Origin of the sequence: Brucella cytisi, assembly GCF_038433355.1 — a bacterium.
GTDB classification, from domain to species: Bacteria; Pseudomonadota; Alphaproteobacteria; order Rhizobiales; family Rhizobiaceae; genus Brucella; species Brucella cytisi.
Map to the genome: position 1 here is coordinate 386,990 of NZ_JBCAUP010000002.1, position 18,893 is coordinate 405,882.

Here is an 18,893-nt window from a genome sequence, read left to right on the forward strand (position 1 = left end):
TTCGCATTCTACATCCGCCGTATAATCGCCGGATTGGTAAAGCAACAGCACCTTACGAGAAAATACGACCAAATCCCGAGATGGAGATTATGTCTCGCCTGCCTATCGATGATTGAATGCAAAGGCTATAAGATTCGCGCCGGTTTGAAGAAGGAAGAACAACACGATGGGGACGATGACTGCACCTTTCCCAGCCAGGAGATTTTCTTTCCATAGTTTGGTTCGCCGTTCGGTCGCCGTAGTGACCGCAATGTCCATAGCCGTTACCAGTGCCCTCCCTGCATTCGCGCAGTCGCGGGGCGGTGGTGTGCCCATCGTCCGGGACGCGGAAATCGAGGCACTTGTTGCCGATTATGCGGCACCGATCCTCAAGGTCGCAGGTCTGGGTGGTCGTGGCGTTCGCGTTATTCTGGTCAATTCACAAAGCTTCAACGCCTTCGTTGATGGACGGCGTATTTTCATAAATACAGGCGCAATCATGCAGGCGGAAACGCCGAATGAAATCATTGGCGTGATCGCACACGAATCGGGGCACCTCGCAGGCGGACATCAGGAGCGTTTGCGTGAACAGCTCAGCCGCGCCCGCAACATGGCGATCATCGGCATGCTGCTTGGCGTTGGCGCCGGCGTTGCAGGCGCTGCGAGCGGTAGCGGCAACGCCGCGGGTGCCGGCGCAGGTATTGCTATGGGCTCAAGCGAAATAGCCATGCGCAGCGTGCTCAACTATCAGCGCACGGAAGAAATGACCGCCGATCGTCTTGCCGTGAACTATCTCAATGCCACCGGTCAGTCGACAAAGGGCATGCTCGATACGTTCGAGCGTTTCGCATCGGCCCTCTCTCTTACGGGCACCCAGATCGACCAATATCGTATCAGCCACCCTCTCCCGCGTGAGCGAATTGCCAATCTGGAAGAGCTTGCACGAAAGAGCCCATACTTCAAGAAAACGGATTCTCCGGTTTTGCAGATGCGCCACGATATGGCGCGCGCGAAGATTGCTGCTTATTCGGGCAATATGGGCGCGCTGCAGCGCATGTTCCGCAGCAATCCCGGCGGGCTACCTGCCCGCTATGGCAATGCCATCACAACATTCCTGAACGGCTCTGCCCGCTCTGCGCTGCCGAAATTTGATGCATTGATCAAGGAACAGCCAAAGAACCCGTATTTCCAGGAAATGCGCGGCGAAGTCTTGCTGAAAGCCAATGATGCCGCGGGAGCGGCTAAGGCTTTCCAGAAGGCGGTTTCACTTGATCCGCGCAAATCGCCGTTGCTGCGCATGAGCTATGGGCGCGCGCTCATGCTCACCGGTGCCAAGGCAAACATGCCGACGGCGATCAAGGAGATCAAGGCAGGGATAGCTTCCGATCCGGAGTTTCCGGGCGGTTATGGTTATCTGGCGCAAGCATATGGCCAGCAAGGCGATATGGCGTTGGCCGACCTCGCCACTGCCGATATGAACTACTATTCTGGCAAGCTTCAGCAGGCTCAGATCTTCGCAATCCGCGCGCAAAAGCAGATGAAGCCCCGTTCGCCCGAATGGCTTCGCGCGCAGGACATTATTAATGCCAAGAAAAGCAAGTAAGGCGGTTGGCGCCTGATAGCGATATTAAAGACAGATTGGAATTTGGAATGAAGAATATAGTTTCCATAACAGTTGCCAGCGGCATCGTGGGGATCGCAGCTTTGGCGGTTGGGTATTACGCAGGCACTGTCCGGCAGGCTCCAGCTGCCGTGGAAAGCCCTGCCGCTCCCACTGCCCCGGTAGCGATGAATCAGCAGGCCATTGAAAATGTCGTGCGCAACTATCTCATCCAGAATCCTGAATTGATGCTGGAAGTGCAAAGCGCGCTGGAAACCAAGCAGGCACACGCGGCGCAGGAACAGATCAAGCAAGTGCTGACTGCCAATCGCGCCGCTCTTTACGACCCCAAGCATGATGCGGTCTTCGGCAATCCAGACGGCGACGTGACGGTCTACGAGTTCTTTGATTACAATTGCGGTTATTGCAAGCGGGCACTACCCGACATGGAAGCGATCCTGAAAACCGACAAGAATGTCCGTTTTGTCATGAAGGAATTCCCGATTCTTGGCCCGGATTCGGCCAAGGCGCATATCGTGGCACAGGCATTCAGAGCGCTGATGCCGGAAAAATATGCTGAATTCCACCAAGTACTGCTCGGCGCGCAGGAGCGTGCAACGGAAGATTCGGCCATCGCCGATGCTGTAAAGCTCGGCGCCGATGAAGCACAGTTGCGGGAGAAAATGAACGATCCGGCCATCACCGGCGCATTCCAGCAGACCTATCAGCTGGCGCAACAGCTCAACATTACCGGCACACCATCCTACATCATCGGCGATGAACTGGTTCCAGGTGCAATCGGCGTCGATGGTCTGGTTGAGAGAATCGCAGCAGCGCGCGCTGCAGGCAAAAAATAAGCTGATCGGTCATGGCTTGACTGATCACTTTTGTGAAACAATTTATGCCGTGGCATCCAATGTTTATGTTGCGTGAAGAGAAATTGCCCTATCGGCTGCTTATTTTGCAAAGAATAGCGGAAAAAACCGGTTCGGCAAAACATCTGCAATGATTTAGAGGGTTTCGGCTTGCGTCCAAGCCCTCTATATGAAATGCGAAGTGTACCGAAATTTCGCGGTAACGCGTTATCAGTCGCGGACGGATATGGCAAAAACGGTTTTTGTTTTGAACGGCCCCAATCTCAACCTTCTCGGCAAACGAGAACCGGGGATATACGGTGTTGCAACGCTCGAGAATATCGAGGCGGACTGCAAGCGTGAGGCCGAACAACTCGGACTTGATGTCGATTTCCGTCAGTCCAATTACGAAGGCGATCTGGTGACCTGGATTCAGGAGGCTGGCGACAAAAACGCCTATGTCCTCATCAATCCAGCCGCTTACAGCCACACTTCGGTTGCTATTCATGATGCAATCCGCTCGGCCAAGGTAACGGTCGTGGAAGTGCATCTTTCGAACATTCATGCGCGTGAGGCTTTCCGGCATCACTCCTATGTATCCGCAGTCGCCAAAGGCGTTATTTGCGGCTTTGGCGCGGAAGGATATCTGCTCGGTCTGCGCGCGCTTGCGGCAATTGCCAAAGAAGAAGAAAACAACGGGCAAAGCGTTAAAGGGGCCTGATATGTCCAGCAAAAATTCCGTCATCGACAAGGAAACGATCCGCGACCTGGCGGACATTCTCAATGAAACCGACCTGACCGATATCGAAGTCGAACATGGCGATCTGCGTATCCGCGTTTCGCGCAAGGTCACGGTTCAGGCCGCAGCAACCGTTATGCCAGCCGCAGCCCCTGTTGCTGTAGCTGCCGCGCCAGCTGCAACAGCCGCCGAACCGACCAAGGCCGATCTGTCGAAGAACGCCGTTCCGTCGCCGATGGTTGGCACTGCCTATCTCGCTCCGGCTCCGGGTGCTCGCAACTTCATCGAGGTCGGCGCACAGGTCAAGGAAGGTCAGACGCTTCTCATCATCGAAGCCATGAAGACCATGAACCAGATTCCGGCCCCGCGGGCTGGTACGGTCAAAGCCATCCTCATCGAAGACGCTCAGCCGGTTGAATTCGGTGAGCCGCTCGTCGTAATCGAATAAGACAACAGATTACGGCTTATTCAATGAACGGGCAGCAAAGCGCAATGTTTCAAAAGATACTCATAGCCAATCGTGGCGAAATCGCTCTTCGCGTGCTCAGGGCTTGCAAGGAACTGGGCATCAAGACCGTCGCCGTTCACTCCACGGCAGACGCCGACGCGATGCATGTGCGTCTGGCAGACGAAAGTGTCTGCATCGGGCCGCCGCCATCGCGCGACAGCTATCTGAACATCCATCAGATCGTTGCTGCTTGCGAGATCACGGGCGCTGACGCAATCCATCCGGGTTATGGCTTCCTATCGGAGAACGCCAAGTTCGCGGAAATTCTTGAAGCGCACGGCATCACCTTCATTGGCCCCACCGCTTCGCATATCCGCATCATGGGCGACAAGATCGAAGCCAAGCGCACTGCAAAGCGCCTCGGCATTCCGGTTGTTCCGGGTTCTGACGGTGGTGTGACAGACGATGTCGAAGCCGCTCGCATCGCGAAGGAAATCGGTTATCCGGTCATCATCAAGGCGTCTGCCGGTGGTGGCGGACGCGGCATGAAGGTTGCCCGCACCGAAGAAGATCTTTCGGTAGCACTTGCAACCGCGCGGACCGAAGCTGGTGCAGCCTTTGGTGACGACGCGGTCTATATCGAGAAATATCTCGAAAAGCCGCGCCACATCGAAGTTCAGGTCATGGGCGACGGTGCCGGCAATGCCATCCATCTGGGCGAACGCGACTGCTCGTTACAGCGTCGTCACCAGAAGGTTTGGGAAGAAGCCAATTCACCGGCGCTCAATGCAGAAGCACGCGACAAGATCGGCATGGTCTGCGCCAACGCCTGTGCGGAACTGGGCTATCGCGGTGCAGGAACCATCGAGTTCCTTTATGAAGACGGCGAATTCTATTTCATCGAAATGAATACGCGTCTTCAGGTGGAACATCCGATTACGGAAGCCATCACGGGTATCGATCTCGTTCACGAGCAGATTCGCGTTGCAGCTGGCCTCGGCCTGTCGGTAAAGCAGAAGGATATCCGCTTCTCCGGCCATGCCATCGAATGCCGTATCAACGCTGAAGACCCGCTGACTTTTGCGCCTTCGCCGGGCCTGATCACGCATTATCATACGCCGGGTGGCCTCGGCATCCGCGTGGATTCGGGCGTCTACTCCGGCTATCGCATTCCGCCTTACTACGACAGCCTTATCGGCAAGCTGATTGTGCATGGTCGCAATCGCGTCGAATGTATGATGCGTCTGCGCCGCGCGCTGGACGAGTTCGTAGTGGATGGTGTGAAAACCACCCTCCCGCTTTTCCAGGACCTGATTGCCAATCAGGATATTGCTAACGGCGATTACGACATTCATTGGCTTGAAAAGTATCTGGCCAAGAAAACCAAGAGCGAAAGCGCCTGACGAAAGTGACCGCAGGAGTGTCCCCGGACGACTATTCAATCGAACCGGAGTTACTCCTGCGGGCCTATGCCACGGGAATATTTCCCATGGCCGAAGAAGCCGACGATCCCGAAGTCTTCTGGGTTCGTCCCGAGAGGCGCGGTGTCATACCCCTTGATGGCTTCCACATGCCGAAAAGCCTCCAGAAGACCATCCGCCAGGGCATTTTTGACATAAAGCTCGATAACGATTTTGATGGTGTGATCGAAGGTTGTGCCAGCGGAACCGGTGAACGCGCGCGCACATGGATCAATGGACCTATCCGCGAAGCCTATAAGAATCTGTTCGAGATCGGACATTGCCACACGGTCGAAGCCTGGCATGACGGACAGATCGTCGGTGGACTTTATGGGGTAACACTTGGGCGCGCCTTTTTCGGCGAGAGCATGTTCACACGCAAACGGGACGCGTCAAAGGTCTGCCTTGCCTATCTGGTCCAGCATCTGGTGAAGCAAGGCTTCGTGCTGCTCGACACGCAGTTCACCACACCGCATCTCGAAAGATTCGGCGCCGTGGAAGTTCCAAGGAAAAAATACGAGAAACTGCTGGAAAACGCGCTGGATGGAATCGCACGCTTCTAAATAGCTGCCGTTAGTTGCGTTGATCCGGCGGAGGCACTTCCGACTTCTGCTTGCAGTCCTTCAGCCAGACATCATAGATCGGATGCTCGACAGCATTGAGACCCGGACTATCGGCGAACATCCAGCCGGTAAAAATACGGCGAATCTTTCGGTCAAGCGTGATCTCTTCAACTTCAACGAAACCATCGGTGCGTGGTGCTTCGTTCTCTGTGCGCGAATAACAAACTTTCGGCGTTACCTGAAGGGCGCCGAACTGAACTGTCTCATTGATATAGACGTCGAACGTCGTGATACGCCCGGTGATTTTATCGAGACCCGAGAACTCAGCAACCGGATTGGTGATGCGTTCGGCCATTGCTGCTTGAAAGCTGCTGGTGGTCGCAATGAGCGAAATCAAGGCAACCTGAACAGCCCTTTTTATCGGGTTTTTTCCGTTGCCAGCCGCGCCGTGAGATTGCTTCGTCAAAACGGAGATCCGCATCCAAAGGGTTTAAATTGAGCCGGAACAATTCCTAAGCATGAAATGTGACGATTCGTTGCCCAGTCGCAAGCCGCAATGCTGCCGCTGGTCTTAAGCGAGCCGTCTATCCTCAAACCTTTTCCGCTATAGCGTCAAAAGGCGGACACATAATAAATCCGGCGCGGATGAACGCACCGGACAAAAATCAAAACCGATTATCAGTTGCCCGGTGTCCAGGCATCGTATTCGCCGGTCACGCGCGGACGTTCCGCAGGCTCCGTGCCCGGACGAGCAATGGCGCCTTTCGGACGATACGCCAGCGGAGAACCGGTCAGGTTCTGCAGATGCGGCTTCTGCCAGTCGCGCTGCTTGTAGTCTTCCTTGGTAGGCGGCGTGTCAACGCGATGATGCATCCAGCCATGCCAGCCGGGAGGAATAGCACTTGCTTCCGCATAGCCATTGAAGATTACCCAGCGACGTGTGCGACCTTCGGAGTCCTTGCCGCCCTGATAATAGATATTGCCGAACTCGTCTTCACCGACGCGCTCGCCCTTGCGCCACGTATGAAATCGCGTGCCGAGCGTCTGGCCGTTCCACCAGGTGAAAACTTGCGTAATAAATTTCTTCATGACCTATTCCAGATCCATTATTGCCACAGGTGACCGAAACCACCGGGTTTTCTTGCTTATGACCCTATCGACCGGCCATGGCAAGGGTCAAGTTGCCGCTGTCACAAGAGTATGATGGGCCCAAAACGCCGCGCGCGTCAGGCTTTTATATTCTAGCATGTCTTGATCCTCAAACCGTATCCCACTTTGGGAAGACATGCTTTACATATTCCAGCTTTCGAGCGACTTTTCCATCACCAGTACCGGTTCCTTGCAATTGGGATCACCCCAATCCTCGTTCCGGCCGACTTTGGTATAGCCCTTGCGCTCGTAGAAATTCACAGCCTTGGTGTTTCGCTCGATCACTTCAAGATTCATCGTTCGAACATCAGGAAAAGCCATCTCGATTTCGGCGAGAAGCATCGTTCCAATGCCTTGAACCTGCGTATCGTGACGGACATAAAGCTGATGCAGCGAAGCCTTGCCTTCTTCGGACTGGCTGGCAAAAGCCATTCCGTCGATCCCACCATTGCCGTTATCGGCGACAATGAATTCCGAATAAGGCTTCTTCAGATTGGCCTTCAGAACAGCGATGCCGTGCCACCTGGCGGTAACGGCATCCACCGTTTCCCGCCCGAGGATGTCGTCAAAGGTCGCGTGCCAGGTCGATACAAGCAGCTCATGCACTGCCTTGAGATCAGCCTCTGTCGCGCTTCTGACCCACATTACTCTTCAATCCCGAGCTTGGCCTTGACCAGTTCATTCACGGATTGCGGGTTGGCCTTCCCGCCTGTTGCCTTCATGACCTGACCAACGAACCAGCCAGCCAGCGTCGGCTTGGCTTTCGCCTGCTCAACCTTTTCCGGGTTGGCAGCGATGACATCGTCCACGGCCTTCTCGATGGCACCGGTGTCCGTAACCTGCTTCATGCCCCGTTCTTCAACGAGCTTCTTCGGGTCACCGCCCTCATTCCAGACGATCTCGAAAAGATCCTTGGCGATCTTACCGGAAATCGTGCCTTCCTTGATGAGATCGATGACTGCACCGAGCTGTTCAGGGCTGACCGGCGATTCCTCAATGTCCTTGCCCGCCTTGTTCAGCGCGCCGAGGAGATCGTTGATGACCCAGTTCGCCGCGGCCTTGCCGTCACGGCCGGCAGCAACGGATTCATAATAATCAGCAATGGCCTTCTCGGTAACGAGAATCGATGCATCGTAGATCGAGATACCTTGCTTCTCGACGAGGCGCTGCTTTTTGACGTCCGGCAGTTCCGGCAGATCTGCTGCCAGCGCATCCACAAATGCCTGGTCGAACTCGAGCGGCAGAAGATCCGGATCAGGAAAATAGCGATAGTCATGCGCTTCTTCCTTGGAGCGCATCGACCGGGTTTCACCCTTTACCGGATCGAACAGACGCGTTTCCTGATCGATGGAGCCACCGTCCTCGAGAATAGCAATCTGGCGACGAGCCTCATATTCAATCGCCTGACCGACGAAGCGGATCGAGTTGACGTTCTTGATTTCGCAACGCGTGCCGAATTCACCGCCCGGACGGCGCACGGAGACGTTTACGTCAGCGCGCATCGAGCCTTCGTCCATATTGCCGTCGCAAGTGCCGAGATAACGCACAATGGTACGCAGCTTGGTCAGATAAGCGCGTGCTTCATCGGAAGAACGCAGGTCCGGCTTCGATACGATTTCCATCAACGCCACACCAGAACGGTTCAGGTCCACATAGGACATGGTCGGATGCTGGTCGTGCATGGACTTGCCCGCATCCTGTTCCAGATGCAGGCGTTCGATGCCGATTTCCACGTCTTCGAACTGGCCCTTATTGTCCGGGCCGACCGAAATCATGATCTTGCCTTCGCCAACGATAGGCTGCTTGAACTGCGAGATCTGATAGCCCTGCGGCAGATCGGGATAGAAATAGTTCTTGCGGTCGAAAACCGACTTCAGATTGATCTGAGCATTGAGCCCGATTCCCGTGCGAACCGCCTGCTTGACGCATTCCAGATTGATGACCGGCAGCATGCCCGGCATGGCTGCATCAACCAGAGAAACATTCGAATTCGGCTCCGCGCCAAACGAAGTGGAAGCGCCGGAGAACAGCTTCGATTCTGACGTGACCTGCGCATGGACTTCCATGCCGATGACGACTTCCCAGTCGCCGGTCGCGCCGGAGATAAAGCGTTTGGGTTCAGGTATACGCGTATCGATTAGGGACATTACTGGCTCGACAATACTGTGATTGGGCTGAAACTGATTGTTGTATTGGCTAGAGCAAAGCCCCACCGGATGCAAGCTTTTCAGCCACCATTTCCATGATCGCAAAACGAAAAGGCCGCGCTATGCGCGGCCTCTTCGAATTCATGCTGGAAGTGAAGATCAAGCCTCTTCGGACTTGCCTTCGTCGGCCTTCTTCTTAGGAGCGGCCTTCTTCTTGGGAGCAGCCTTCTTGGCAGGCTTTGCTTCCGAAGCGGCGTCTTCGTCTTCAGCCGTCAGCTCTTCCTTCGAGACCTTCTTGTCGGTCACGTTGATGTTAGCGAGCAGATGGTCAACGACCTTTTCTTCAAAGATCGGGGCGCGAAGGTTGGCAACGGCATCCGGCGTCTTGCGCAGGAATTCGTAGATTTCCTTTTCCTGGCCCGGATAGCGACGAACCTGATCGTAAACAGCGCGCTGCAGTTCTTCTTCAGAAACTTCAACGCCAGCCTTTTCGCCGATTTCCGACAGAACCAGACCGAGGCGTACGCGACGCTCAGCGAGCTTGCGATATTCTTCGCGAGCAGCTTCTTCGGTGGTTTCTTCGTCTTCGAACGTGCGGCCAGCCTGCTGCAGGTCGAAGTTGATCTGCTGCCAGATGTTGTTGAATTCAGCGTCAACAAGCTTCTGCGGCGTTGCGAACTGGTAGTCGCCGTCCAGAGCGTCGAGAATCTGACGCTTTACCTTCTGGCGGGTGATCTGGCCGTACTGGCTTTCGATCTGTTCGCGAACAACCTGACGCAGACGCTCAAGCGATTCGATGCCGAGCTTCTTTGCAGTTTCATCATCGAGAACGAGTTCGTTCGGCTTGGCAACTTCCTTGACGGTAATGTCGAAGGTAGCTTCCTTGCCAGCCAAATGGGCAGCGCCGTATTCTGCTGGGAACGTCACGGTGATGACTTTCTCGTCGCCAGCCTTGACACCAACGAGCTGCTCTTCGAAGCCCGGAATGAACTGGCCCGAACCGAGAACGAGCTGCGCATCGTTGTCCGCGCCGCCTTCGAACGGCTCGCCGTCGAGCTTGCCCAGATAGTCGATCGTGACGCGATCTTCGTTTTCGGCCTTGCCCTTCTTGGTTTCGAAGGCGCGGGTCGACGAAGCGACGCGCTTGACCTGATCGTCAACTTCCTCATCAGAAATATCGACGACTTCACGGGTAACGGCGATCTTCGAGAAGTCCTTGACTTCAATTGCCGGCAGAACTTCGTAGTTCAGCGAGAAAACGAAATCAGCCTTGCCGTCGAGAACCTGTTCGGCCTCTTTTTCGTCTTCCGACATGATGACTTCAGGCTGAGTAGCCGACTTTTCGTTACGTTCAGCGAGAAGCGAACGCGACGAGTCGTTGAGGATTTCGTTGACGATTTCCGCCATGAAGGACTTGCCGTACATCTTGCGGAGGTGAGCCGCAGGCACCTTGCCCGGACGGAAGCCGTTGATCTTGGCGCGGTCACGCGCAGTTTCCAGCCGCTCTGCGAGCTTGGCTTCGAGGTCCTTGGCCGGAACCACGACTTTGATCTCGCGCTTCAGCCCTTCATTGAGCGTTTCGGTAACCTGCATGTTCAAACCTTCACTTCTTGTCATTGTCCCGCCGTCACCGGCTTGTTTGCCTTGTCGCGGGAGAGAAATTCTTTTGCCTTATGGCAGTTGGTGCGGATGGAGGGACTCGAACCCCCACGGTCTCCCGCCAGAACCTAAATCTGGTGCGTCTACCAATTTCGCCACATCCGCTTCTGAACCGAAACACATTCCTCAGAACGCGCCATTATTCGTCTCAGATATTGAACCGCCCCTCGAAAGCGCGCGTCTCTATATCATCCAATTTTCCCGGTTCAAAGGAAAAAAGCCGCCTTCCTTGCATAGATTTACAAGGTTCGATCAGGCTGAGCTCTTCCTACCCTTTCCGTCTCTATATAGCGATCCTGTCTCATCAGCCAACCCTTTTGAAACAGGGCGTGATGACAGGATCAATAAAGAGGCTCCTGATAAAGCTGCCGGCCGTCTTCCTGCAGGGCTTTGATGACCGGCGTTCCGTTCGGATCGACCGCCACAACGGCAGTAATCCGCCGCTCGCGCTGGCTGTCTTCAATCGCACGTCCCTGCCCCTCGGGTACATAATACCGTTCAATGCCAAAATTGAGACGAATATTCGATTCCGCATCATCGGATATGGAATAAGCAGCCTCGCCCCGAATCTGCTCCTCACCGGAGGTAAGGTCTGAAAGCGGAACGAATGACGCGCGTGAAAACCGCGCTATCCCGTTTGTATCGGGCTTCACGGCCACATAGACAGTTCGCGAACCGGCTGGACGCTCGCCCTGAATATCCTTTCGGGACAGACTGGAAATCTCGTACCCCAGAACGACATAGTCGCCGCGCATCAGATCGCGCGGGTCGAAAGGCTCCGTCTGCAGCGTCACTTCCGCACCCGAACGCAGGACAGAGGCGCGCTTTTCTATGCCTGCATAAAGAATGCCGGTTTGCAGCAATGCGGTGATGGTCGCCCCGACATAGAGCCATTTGAGCCGAATAGTCATAGGCGGGCCTCCACGCTGCTTTTCCTTCCGAACCGGTTCTCCATGCGTCGCACAAAAGCAGCCAGCAGCAACACGAGAATGCCCGCAGTCAGGAAGAAGCCGGATGTTCCGATCATGGTGCCAACCGTCTCGAAAGCCAGATAGAGAACCTGGATCGAAAATGCGGCATAGGCGATGGAACGCAGGCCGCCATTATTTCGACCGGCAACAGCAATCGCCCCGATCGCGAGCGCCAGTATGAAGATGCTATATAATATGTCCCTATCCAGATTTGCGGTAACGCTGGAATAGGAGAACATCTGATTGATCTGAAGCGTGACAAGCGCCAACAGCGCGAGAGCCAGCCCGTATACCGCGAGCGGATGAGCGAAGCGGGTCAGTCTCTGCACCGTATCATGGGCAAAACCGTCAGCAAGTATCAGACCGATTCCCACGACCAGCATAAGCACCAGCACCGTATTGCTCTCATGCTCCGCATAGACGAGCAAAGCCCAGCCAATGGAGAACATTGCCCACAGATGGGCTGCATGTCGCGAGCGCGTGAACAAGGCCGCTGCAGCGCCAAACAGCAATAGCAGCGGTCCGATCCAGCGATAGGTCACGTCATCATAGGACGACGTATCAAAAACGTAGGTCGAAAGATAAAAGCAGGCAACACCGGCGCCGAAAGCCGCCAGTACCGGCGCGCGTAGAAGAAAAGCCGAAACCAGAACGCCTACGGACCAATAGATTGCGGCGGAATGGATGTCGCCGGACAAATGATACATTTGCCCCACAAGCGCCAGCCCTGCCCCGAACGATGCAGCCCCCACAATATAGAGCGTAGCCGGAAACAGCTTGTCACCACGAGACTGCCGCCAGGCTCCACCGAGATAACTCACCCAAATAAGAACGAATATGAGGCCGATGCGCATGAGGCGCGGCATTTCCTGCCAGTTCGCGGCAACCAGCATGATAACGGCTGCGCCGAGAAGCAGCCCGCCAAGCGTGGCCAGAACGGAACCAAGGCTGAAGACCGAAGCGCGCTTTTCAAGGTCGGCATTCAGTTTCGATGCTGTTTCCGCATCGATCAGACCGTCCCGCTGCCATCTCTCGATCAGGCGTTCAACAGAAATGGAAAATGACAAATTAGCTCCTGGTCATTCTGTCAGTTGTTGCTGTCGCAACCGTAAGCGTTTGAGAACATATAGGAAACTGCGCTGCCGGCAAAGAGTGGATCAAATCGCTTTGCGGCAATTTTGTGCCATACCAGTCTAATCGATTTAACGTGTCGTGCAGAACCCGCAGAGCAGCTATGCAAACTCGGGTCTGCAACCTGCGAAAACAATAGCTTATATCATAGGCAACAAACGAGATGAATTGAACAGAACTCCAGTTCCTCAACGATGAAGGAATAGCACGATGAACCTCCTCCGCTCTTACAACAACTGGCGCCGTTACCGCGACACCGTCAATGAACTCAGCCAGCTCTCCACCCGTGAGCTGAACGATCTTGGCATCTCCCGCGCGGACATTCCGTTCGTGGCTCGCCAGACCAAGGCCCGTTAATTAACGAGCCTCACAGTTTCTCCCGATAGGGGTTTCTCCAAGCCTGGATCCTCCTCCCACCAGACTTGGTTCATCGCAGAACCATCCTCCTCCCAGGCTTTGCGATAACAAGACCGGTCCTCCTCCTCCCAATGCCGGTCTTACCATAATGGCATCCGTCGCTCCTCCTCCCGCGACGGATGCCATTTCTTTTTGCGGCTCGATTCCCATCCTTAGCAAGCCTTCTCCATTGAAGGCGTTCAGCAAAGGCGATAAGGGAATGGCCCATGTCAAACACATCCGATCTTTCTCCCGTTCACGTCGTCGGCGGCGGTCTTGCCGGTTCTGAAGCTGCATGGCAGCTCGCGCAGGCGGGCGTGCCCGTCATACTGCACGAAATGCGCCCCGTACGCGGCACCGACGCCCACAAGACCGAGCAACTGGCCGAGCTTGTCTGTTCCAACTCTTTCCGCTCAGATGATGCCGAAACCAATGCCGTCGGCGTTCTTCATGCTGAAATGCGCCTTGCCGGATCGCTCATCATGGCATGCGCCGATGCACATCAAGTTCCCGCAGGTGGTGCGCTAGCCGTCGACCGCGAAGGCTTTTCGCAGGCCGTCACTGCCAAGCTTGATGCCCATCCGCTGATTACAATCGTTCGGGAAGAAGTCACCGGCCTGCCGCCAGAGGAATGGGGAACGACCATTGTTGCCACCGGCCCCCTGACCGCGCCTTCACTGGCTGAGGCCATTCAGGCGCAAACAGGAGCGGATGCTTTGGCCTTCTTCGATGCCATTGCTCCGATTATCCATTTTGATTCGATCAATATGGATGTCTGCTGGTTCCAGTCGCGCTATGACAAGGTTGGCCCCGGCGGCACCGGAAAAGACTACATCAACTGCCCCATGGACAAGGAGCAGTATGAGACCTTCGTGGCCGCGTTGGTCGAAGGCGACAAGACCGACTTCAAGGAATGGGAAGGCACTCCCTATTTCGACGGTTGTCTGCCGATCGAGGTGATGGCCGAACGCGGGCCGGAAACCTTGCGTCATGGGCCGATGAAGCCGATGGGCCTTACCAATGCCCATAATCCGACTGTGAAGGCTTATGCCGTCGTACAGCTCCGTCAGGACAATGCGCTCGGCACGCTCTACAACATGGTCGGTTTCCAGACGAAGCTGAAATACGGCTCGCAGACCGGCATCTTCAAGATGATTCCGGGTCTCGAAAATGCGGAATTCGCCCGCCTCGGCGGCCTTCACCGCAACACCTATCTGAATTCTCCCCTGCTGCTCGATGGTACGCTTCGCCTGAAATCACGCGAAACACTGCGCTTTGCCGGTCAGGTGACGGGTTGTGAAGGCTATGTCGAATCGTCAGCCATTGGATTGCTGGCAGGTCGTTTCACTGCGGCAGAAAAGCTGGGGCAGACGTTGACGCCGCCTCCCGAAACAACCGCGTTCGGTGCCCTGCTCGGTCATATAACGGGTGGGCACATCGTTGCCGACGACGAACCGGGCAAGCGTTCGTTCCAGCCGATGAATGTGAATTTCGGCCTTTTCCCGCCCGTCGATGTTCTGAAACCGGAAGGCAGGCGTCTGCGCGGCAAGGAAAAGACTGTTGCCAAGAAACGCGCGCTTTCCGCACGTGCTCTGGCTGACTGCCGTCAATGGCTGGGCTTAGGGCTGGGCTCAGGGCTAGGACCGGCTGAGTGATATTGCGATGGGCTTCGGTTCGATTGAACTGAAGCCCATCGGTTCCGGCTACTCAGAAGTTGGCTCTGAACATGAGCCATTGCTTCCGGATGGCTGAAATGTCCGCCACCGTTTCCGCAGCCTGTGCGCTCAGGCGCTCGATAGCTCGCAGATAGGCCGGAACAAGCGCCAAAGGCAGAAACACCGGAACAAGGCTCTTCGGCAGCTGTGACTTGTTCTTCTCGAAAATCGCCAGATGTTCACGCGCGAAAGCCAGCATGATGCTGATCGCGCGCTCGACAGCAGCCTTGTCTTCGCCAGCAATAAAAGCCTCGCGTGTCACACCGACTGCCTGCAGCATATCAGCGGGAACATAGAGCTGCCCACGCCGCCGATGAATAGGCATAAGGCGAAGCAAGCCGGTTACGGCCTGTGCCACGCCAGCATGGCCGGTTATTTCCGTCTGTGCCTGCGCGGCATCCCTGTCCAATATAAAGCCGGCTAACTGGATGATTGCCGATGCGGTTTCCCCGCAATAACCTTCCAGATCATTACGGCTGGGCATCGGATCGTCATAAAGATCGAAGATGCGCGCTTCGCAATAATTGTCGAAAGCAGTTCGCGGCAGCTCATATTTTTCAATGGTGTTGATCAGCGCTGCGGCAACGGGATGTGCTTCAGCACTGCCCCTCGCCTCGCCATTGATGAGATCGCGCCACCATTGCAGCCGGACTTCGCCCGGCAGCGGTTCGTGGACTAGATCACGGATACGCGCAACTTCGGCATTAAACGCATACAACGCAGCCAGACCGCCACGACGATCCTCCGGCGCATAAAGCACTGACAGATAGCGGTCCCGGTCAGCTTGGCGAAGCAATGCCAGGCAATGTGCCTCATTCTCGTTCATGATGTCAGTCTACAGCAATCAACGCTGCCGCGACCGCACGATCTTCGGCCAAAAGCACATTATAGGTGCGAACGGCGGCACCTGTGCTCATGGGATCGGAAGAAATGCGGTGTTCGCGCAGGATAGCGCGCACGTCTTCGGGAATACGGCGCAGATCCATGCCCGTCCCCACCAGCAGAATTTCAATATCGGATGCCTGCTCAAGGATCATCTTGAGATCGGCTTTCGCCAGTATCGGCGGCGTCGCAGGTTCCCAGCCATGAATGCCGGAAGGCAGGCAAAGAATGGAACCGCGATGCGACATTTCGGCAAAGCGGAATCCACCGTCGCCATAGGCGTCAATGGGAGCACGGCCCGGAAAATGGGCCTCGCGTATCTCTATCCCTTTGGCCATTTTCAGCTTTCCAAATTCAGCGATTGTGCCAGTTCATCATCCATTTGATCGCTGGATTCATCCGGCCCACGCGGCTTGAGGCCGAACTGAACCAACAATGGAGCGGCGATGAAGATCGATGAATAGCTCGCAACAATGATCCCGACGCTCAGTGCCAGTGCAAAGCTGCGGATATCCGCGCCACCGAAGGCATAGAGCGGAATATGCGCGAGAAAGGTCACAAAGGACGTCAGCAAGGTACGCGACAGCGTCTGGTTGATTGAGGCATCAATGATGGCAGGCAGTGGCGCGCTTTTATAGACGCGCAGGTTCTCACGCACGCGGTCGTAAATCACCACCGTATCGTTCAGCGAATAGCCGATGATCGTCAGAATTGCTGCAACGCTCCAAAGATTGAACTCCATGCGGAAGACAATGAACATGCCCGCGAGGATGATGACGTCGTGCAAGGTTGAAAGCACCGCACCAAGCGCGAGCTGCCAGCGGAACCGGACCCATACGTAAATGAAGATACCGATCAGCGACAGAATGACCGCCAGAACTCCGGCACGCGAAAGCTGTTCCGAAACGGTCGGCCCGACGACTTCAACGCGCTGGAATGAGTAGTCCTGCTCGAACTCTCCGCGCAGTTTCACCGCGACGGTTTGTTCGGCATCGTCGCCGACTTCCTGACTGCCGATAATGACAAGAGCAGAGCGCGGAGACTTTGCCGGCAGAACGCGGGCGCTGTCGATATTGAGTTCGGTAAGACGTTCGGTGATGTCTTCAATATTGGCGTCACCGCTGCGGGCCTGCAGTTCAACCATCGAACCGCCACGGAAATCAATGCCGTAGTTGAAGCCGATATTGACGAACAGCGCGACCACGATAGCGCAGGCCAGCACCGAGATGCCAAGCGTCACGAACTGCAGACGCATGAACGGAATGTGCGTTACAGTCGGAACCAGTTTCAGACGACGTTTCGGCACTTCCTTCGGTTTGGCTGTGCGCACCCACTGCGCGATCAGCAAGCGGGTGAAGGTGAGCGTCGTGAAGAGCGTGGTGCCGATGCCGACCGCGACCGTCAGCGCGAAGCCATGAACCGTTCCGGACCCGAGCAGGAACAGAACGAGCGCTGCAATAAGTGTGGTGAGGTTTGCGTCGATGATGGTCGAGAGTGCGCGATAGAAGCCGGATTCCATCGCCTGGACAACGGAATAGCCCTTGCGGCGATCTTCGCGCACACGTTCGTAAATCAGGATGTGGGCGTCAACGGCCAAACCTATGGTCAGTACCAGACCGGCAATACTGGCGAGACTGATCGAAGCGCCGATCAGCGAGAGTATCGCTGTCAAAATGATAATGTTAACGGCCAGTGCGACCATGGCGATCACACCGAGGATACCGTAGGACAAGATCATGAACAGGCCGACGAGCAGTGCCGCAAGCAAGGCTGCCAGTGCGGCCGCGCTGGCATAGTCCTCGCCCAAAGCCGACGCAATCGTGCGTTCTTCCAGAACCGTTACATCTTGCGGCAGCGCGCCGGAACGCAGCACAACGGCCATATTGTTGGCTGCCTGAAGATCGAAAGCGCCTGAAATCTGCAGCTCATTCGTATCGAGCTTCTCATCGACGGCAGGCGCGGAAACGATCTGATTGTCGACGACGATAGCAAAGCTACCACCAACCAGATGCGATGTTGCTTCGGCAAGATTTTTGCGGCCTGCATCGTCCAATGTCAGCGTGATGACAGGTTCACTATCGTCATCCGACAGCGTCGCCTTGGCATCCGTCACATTGGCACCAGTCAGGATCGGTTGCTTCTTGACGAGATAGCCGACAGGCGGATCGTCATAGGAATAGATGATTTCACTGTCAGCGGGCGGCGTGCCGCGAATGGCATCATCCGGTGACATGGTGCTGTCGACAGCGCGGAAAGAGAAATTGCCGCGAACGCTGAGAATGTCTTTGAGAAGCTGCGCGTCATAGACACCGGGAACTTCAACCCGAATCTGATTGCGGTTTTCCTCTTCGACAAGAGGTTTGCCATAACCAAGCTCCTCCAGACGCTGCCGCATGATATTTGCGGTGCGCTCGAGCTCCCCTCGTCCGGGATTCTGCACCTGCAGGACCAGACGTGAGCCGCCGGAGAGATCGAGTCCAAGCGCGATCTGCTGCTTCGGCAGGAAATTTGGCAGTTTTGCCAACGTTTCACGCGAGAAAAAGTTAGGGGATGCGATGATGAAACTCACGAGAACCGCGAGCCAGATCAGGGCAGATTTCCAGCGTGAAAAATAGAGCATAGAGCAGCAATTCCGTATCAGCTTGGATAGAGCATGCCGGAGTTCACTTGTTGCGAACCGCTCTCCGGCGTCGTGGCATGCGCATCGTATGTTAGCGCTTACCGAATAATGCGCAGGCCCCGGTTATGGAAATCTTACCGGGGCCTGCGTGTTGTAAAAAGAATTACTTGTTCTTGTTGTCGGCGACGGGCTCGCCCTTGACGCGAACATCCATCAGCGTGCTGCGCATAACGCGGATGCGCACGCCTTCAGCGATTTCGACTTCAAGTTCGTTGTCATCAACAACCTTCTGAACCTTGCCGACAATGCCGCCGCCGGTCACGACGGTATCGCCGCGACGAACCTGGGTCAGCATTTCCTGACGCTTCTTCATCTGGGTCCGCTGGGGGCGGATGATAAGGAAGTACATGATCACGAAGATCAGGATGAACGGCAGAATGCTCATGAGCATATCTGGTCCAACAGCGCCGCCGGATGCCTGAGCGAAAGCCGGTGTTACGAACATTAGGAACTCCTCTGAAGTCTCGAAGACAAATTATTATCGGCATTACAATGGTTAGCGCGCCAAATGCAACCGGCG

At 55.6% G+C, this 18,893-nt stretch carries 19 protein-coding genes and 1 tRNA gene; 8 read left to right on the top strand and 12 right to left on the bottom strand.

Annotation, left to right across the window (positions count from 1 at the left end):
• Window positions 1–166: 166 nt before the first annotated feature.
• The 6 genes from AAE521_RS04135 (at window position 167) to aat (ending at window position 5,643) form a co-directional block, all read left to right on the top strand.
• Entirely contained in the window at window positions 167–1,582 is a 1,416-nt protein-coding gene (locus tag AAE521_RS04135) for a M48 family metalloprotease (protein WP_342060547.1), read from the top strand.
• A 47-nt stretch (window positions 1,583–1,629) separates the two neighbouring features.
• Window positions 1,630–2,436 (top strand): DsbA family protein, encoded by an 807-nt coding sequence (locus AAE521_RS04140; RefSeq protein ID WP_342060548.1) that lies wholly within the window; start codon window positions 1,630–1,632, stop codon window positions 2,434–2,436.
• A gap of 244 nt (window positions 2,437–2,680) precedes the next feature.
• Window positions 2,681–3,154: a type II 3-dehydroquinate dehydratase gene (aroQ, locus tag AAE521_RS04145; protein ID WP_010661265.1), complete on the top strand. Its 474-nt coding sequence runs from the start codon at window positions 2,681–2,683 to the stop codon at window positions 3,152–3,154.
• Window position 3,155: 1 nt separating this feature from the next.
• Window positions 3,156–3,620: an acetyl-CoA carboxylase biotin carboxyl carrier protein gene (accB, locus tag AAE521_RS04150; RefSeq protein WP_342060549.1), complete on the top strand. Its 465-nt coding sequence runs from the start codon at window positions 3,156–3,158 to the stop codon at window positions 3,618–3,620.
• A 44-nt stretch (window positions 3,621–3,664) separates the two neighbouring features.
• Window positions 3,665–5,023, top strand: coding sequence for an acetyl-CoA carboxylase biotin carboxylase subunit (gene accC / locus AAE521_RS04155; RefSeq protein ID WP_010661263.1), 1,359 nt, complete (start codon window positions 3,665–3,667; stop codon window positions 5,021–5,023).
• A gap of 5 nt (window positions 5,024–5,028) precedes the next feature.
• Complete coding sequence (aat, locus tag AAE521_RS04160) at window positions 5,029–5,643, top strand: leucyl/phenylalanyl-tRNA--protein transferase (RefSeq protein ID WP_342060550.1); 615 nt, start codon at window positions 5,029–5,031, stop codon at window positions 5,641–5,643.
• Window positions 5,644–5,653: 10 nt separating this feature from the next.
• On the opposite strand, the gene AAE521_RS04165 is transcribed toward aat, so the two are convergent.
• The 8 genes from AAE521_RS04165 to AAE521_RS04200 all read right to left on the bottom strand — a co-directional run bounded on the left by AAE521_RS04165 (window position 5,654) and on the right by AAE521_RS04200 (window position 12,636).
• Complete coding sequence (locus AAE521_RS04165) at window positions 5,654–6,124, bottom strand: DUF2155 domain-containing protein (RefSeq protein ID WP_010661261.1); 471 nt, start codon at window positions 6,122–6,124, stop codon at window positions 5,654–5,656.
• A 197-nt stretch (window positions 6,125–6,321) separates the two neighbouring features.
• On the bottom strand, window positions 6,322–6,732 hold the full coding sequence (locus tag AAE521_RS04170) for an NADH:ubiquinone oxidoreductase subunit NDUFA12 (protein WP_342060551.1): 411 nt from the start codon (window positions 6,730–6,732) through the stop codon (window positions 6,322–6,324).
• 201 nt (window positions 6,733–6,933) lie between these two features.
• A complete protein-coding gene (locus AAE521_RS04175; protein WP_342060552.1) occupies window positions 6,934–7,437 on the bottom strand; it encodes a GNAT family N-acetyltransferase in 504 nt (167 codons plus the stop codon).
• Window positions 7,437–8,939: an Asp-tRNA(Asn)/Glu-tRNA(Gln) amidotransferase subunit GatB gene (gene gatB, locus AAE521_RS04180; protein WP_010661258.1), complete on the bottom strand. Its 1,503-nt coding sequence runs from the start codon at window positions 8,937–8,939 to the stop codon at window positions 7,437–7,439. Before gatB ends, AAE521_RS04175 begins: the two co-directional genes overlap by 1 nt.
• Before the next feature lie 159 nt (window positions 8,940–9,098).
• Window positions 9,099–10,532 carry a trigger factor gene (tig, locus tag AAE521_RS04185; protein WP_268875488.1) on the bottom strand — a complete coding sequence of 478 codons (1,434 nt, stop codon included), beginning with the start codon at window positions 10,530–10,532 and terminating at the stop codon, window positions 9,099–9,101.
• Between the two features lie 88 nt (window positions 10,533–10,620).
• Window positions 10,621–10,703 (bottom strand) — tRNA-Leu (locus AAE521_RS04190).
• Window positions 10,704–10,939: 236 nt separating this feature from the next.
• Window positions 10,940–11,509: a GDYXXLXY domain-containing protein gene (locus AAE521_RS04195; RefSeq protein WP_010661256.1), complete on the bottom strand. Its 570-nt coding sequence runs from the start codon at window positions 11,507–11,509 to the stop codon at window positions 10,940–10,942.
• Window positions 11,506–12,636 carry a DUF2157 domain-containing protein gene (locus AAE521_RS04200; protein WP_342060553.1) on the bottom strand — a complete coding sequence of 377 codons (1,131 nt, stop codon included), beginning with the start codon at window positions 12,634–12,636 and terminating at the stop codon, window positions 11,506–11,508. Before AAE521_RS04200 ends, AAE521_RS04195 begins: the two co-directional genes overlap by 4 nt.
• Before the next feature lie 274 nt (window positions 12,637–12,910).
• On the opposite strand from AAE521_RS04200, the gene AAE521_RS04205 reads away from it, so the two are divergent.
• Both AAE521_RS04205 and trmFO read left to right on the top strand, forming a co-directional pair.
• A complete protein-coding gene (locus AAE521_RS04205) occupies window positions 12,911–13,057 on the top strand; it encodes a DUF1127 domain-containing protein (protein ID WP_006466676.1) in 147 nt (48 codons plus the stop codon).
• Between the two features lie 266 nt (window positions 13,058–13,323).
• Window positions 13,324–14,751, top strand: a complete 1,428-nt coding sequence (gene trmFO / locus AAE521_RS04210) for a methylenetetrahydrofolate--tRNA-(uracil(54)-C(5))-methyltransferase (FADH(2)-oxidizing) TrmFO (protein ID WP_342060554.1) — start codon at window positions 13,324–13,326, stop codon at window positions 14,749–14,751.
• A 52-nt stretch (window positions 14,752–14,803) separates the two neighbouring features.
• Here trmFO and AAE521_RS04215 read toward each other — a convergent pair whose 3' ends face one another.
• From AAE521_RS04215 to yajC, 4 genes are all read right to left on the bottom strand, one after another.
• Entirely contained in the window at window positions 14,804–15,637 is an 834-nt protein-coding gene (locus AAE521_RS04215) for a phytoene/squalene synthase family protein (RefSeq protein WP_342060555.1), read from the bottom strand.
• Window positions 15,638–15,641: 4 nt separating this feature from the next.
• A complete protein-coding gene (locus AAE521_RS04220) occupies window positions 15,642–16,031 on the bottom strand; it encodes an Mth938-like domain-containing protein (RefSeq protein WP_010661252.1) in 390 nt (129 codons plus the stop codon).
• 2 nt (window positions 16,032–16,033) lie between these two features.
• Window positions 16,034–18,313 carry a protein translocase subunit SecDF gene (secDF, locus tag AAE521_RS04225; RefSeq protein ID WP_342060556.1) on the bottom strand — a complete coding sequence of 760 codons (2,280 nt, stop codon included), beginning with the start codon at window positions 18,311–18,313 and terminating at the stop codon, window positions 16,034–16,036.
• Window positions 18,314–18,476: 163 nt separating this feature from the next.
• The gene (gene yajC, locus AAE521_RS04230; protein WP_010661250.1) at window positions 18,477–18,818 is read right to left on the bottom strand and encodes a preprotein translocase subunit YajC; all 342 of its coding nucleotides are present in this window, start codon (window positions 18,816–18,818) and stop codon (window positions 18,477–18,479) included.
• Between the last annotated feature and the right edge of the window lie 75 nt (window positions 18,819–18,893).

Excerpts from the sequence above, each read along its gene's own strand:
- AAE521_RS04135 (WP_342060547.1), top strand. The coding sequence starts at position 167 with ATGGGGACGATGACTGCACCTTTCCCAGCCAGGAGATTTTCTTTCCAT.
- AAE521_RS04140 (WP_342060548.1), top strand. The coding sequence starts at position 1,630 with ATGAAGAATATAGTTTCCATAACAGTTGCCAGCGGCATCGTGGGGATC.
- aroQ (WP_010661265.1), top strand. The coding sequence starts at position 2,681 with ATGGCAAAAACGGTTTTTGTTTTGAACGGCCCCAATCTCAACCTTCTC.
- accB (WP_342060549.1), top strand. The coding sequence starts at position 3,156 with ATGTCCAGCAAAAATTCCGTCATCGACAAGGAAACGATCCGCGACCTG.
- accC (WP_010661263.1), top strand. The coding sequence starts at position 3,665 with ATGTTTCAAAAGATACTCATAGCCAATCGTGGCGAAATCGCTCTTCGC.
- AAE521_RS04165 (WP_010661261.1), bottom strand. The coding sequence starts at position 6,124 with ATGCGGATCTCCGTTTTGACGAAGCAATCTCACGGCGCGGCTGGCAAC.
- AAE521_RS04170 (WP_342060551.1), bottom strand. The coding sequence starts at position 6,732 with ATGAAGAAATTTATTACGCAAGTTTTCACCTGGTGGAACGGCCAGACG.
- AAE521_RS04175 (WP_342060552.1), bottom strand. The coding sequence starts at position 7,437 with ATGTGGGTCAGAAGCGCGACAGAGGCTGATCTCAAGGCAGTGCATGAG.
- gatB (WP_010661258.1), bottom strand. The coding sequence starts at position 8,939 with ATGTCCCTAATCGATACGCGTATACCTGAACCCAAACGCTTTATCTCC.
- tig (WP_268875488.1), bottom strand. The coding sequence starts at position 10,532 with ATGCAGGTTACCGAAACGCTCAATGAAGGGCTGAAGCGCGAGATCAAA.
- AAE521_RS04195 (WP_010661256.1), bottom strand. The coding sequence starts at position 11,509 with ATGACTATTCGGCTCAAATGGCTCTATGTCGGGGCGACCATCACCGCA.
- AAE521_RS04205 (WP_006466676.1), top strand. The coding sequence starts at position 12,911 with ATGAACCTCCTCCGCTCTTACAACAACTGGCGCCGTTACCGCGACACC.
- trmFO (WP_342060554.1), top strand. The coding sequence starts at position 13,324 with ATGTCAAACACATCCGATCTTTCTCCCGTTCACGTCGTCGGCGGCGGT.
- AAE521_RS04215 (WP_342060555.1), bottom strand. The coding sequence starts at position 15,637 with ATGAACGAGAATGAGGCACATTGCCTGGCATTGCTTCGCCAAGCTGAC.
- AAE521_RS04220 (WP_010661252.1), bottom strand. The coding sequence starts at position 16,031 with ATGGCCAAAGGGATAGAGATACGCGAGGCCCATTTTCCGGGCCGTGCT.
- secDF (WP_342060556.1), bottom strand. The coding sequence starts at position 18,313 with ATGCTCTATTTTTCACGCTGGAAATCTGCCCTGATCTGGCTCGCGGTT.
- yajC (WP_010661250.1), bottom strand. The coding sequence starts at position 18,818 with ATGTTCGTAACACCGGCTTTCGCTCAGGCATCCGGCGGCGCTGTTGGA.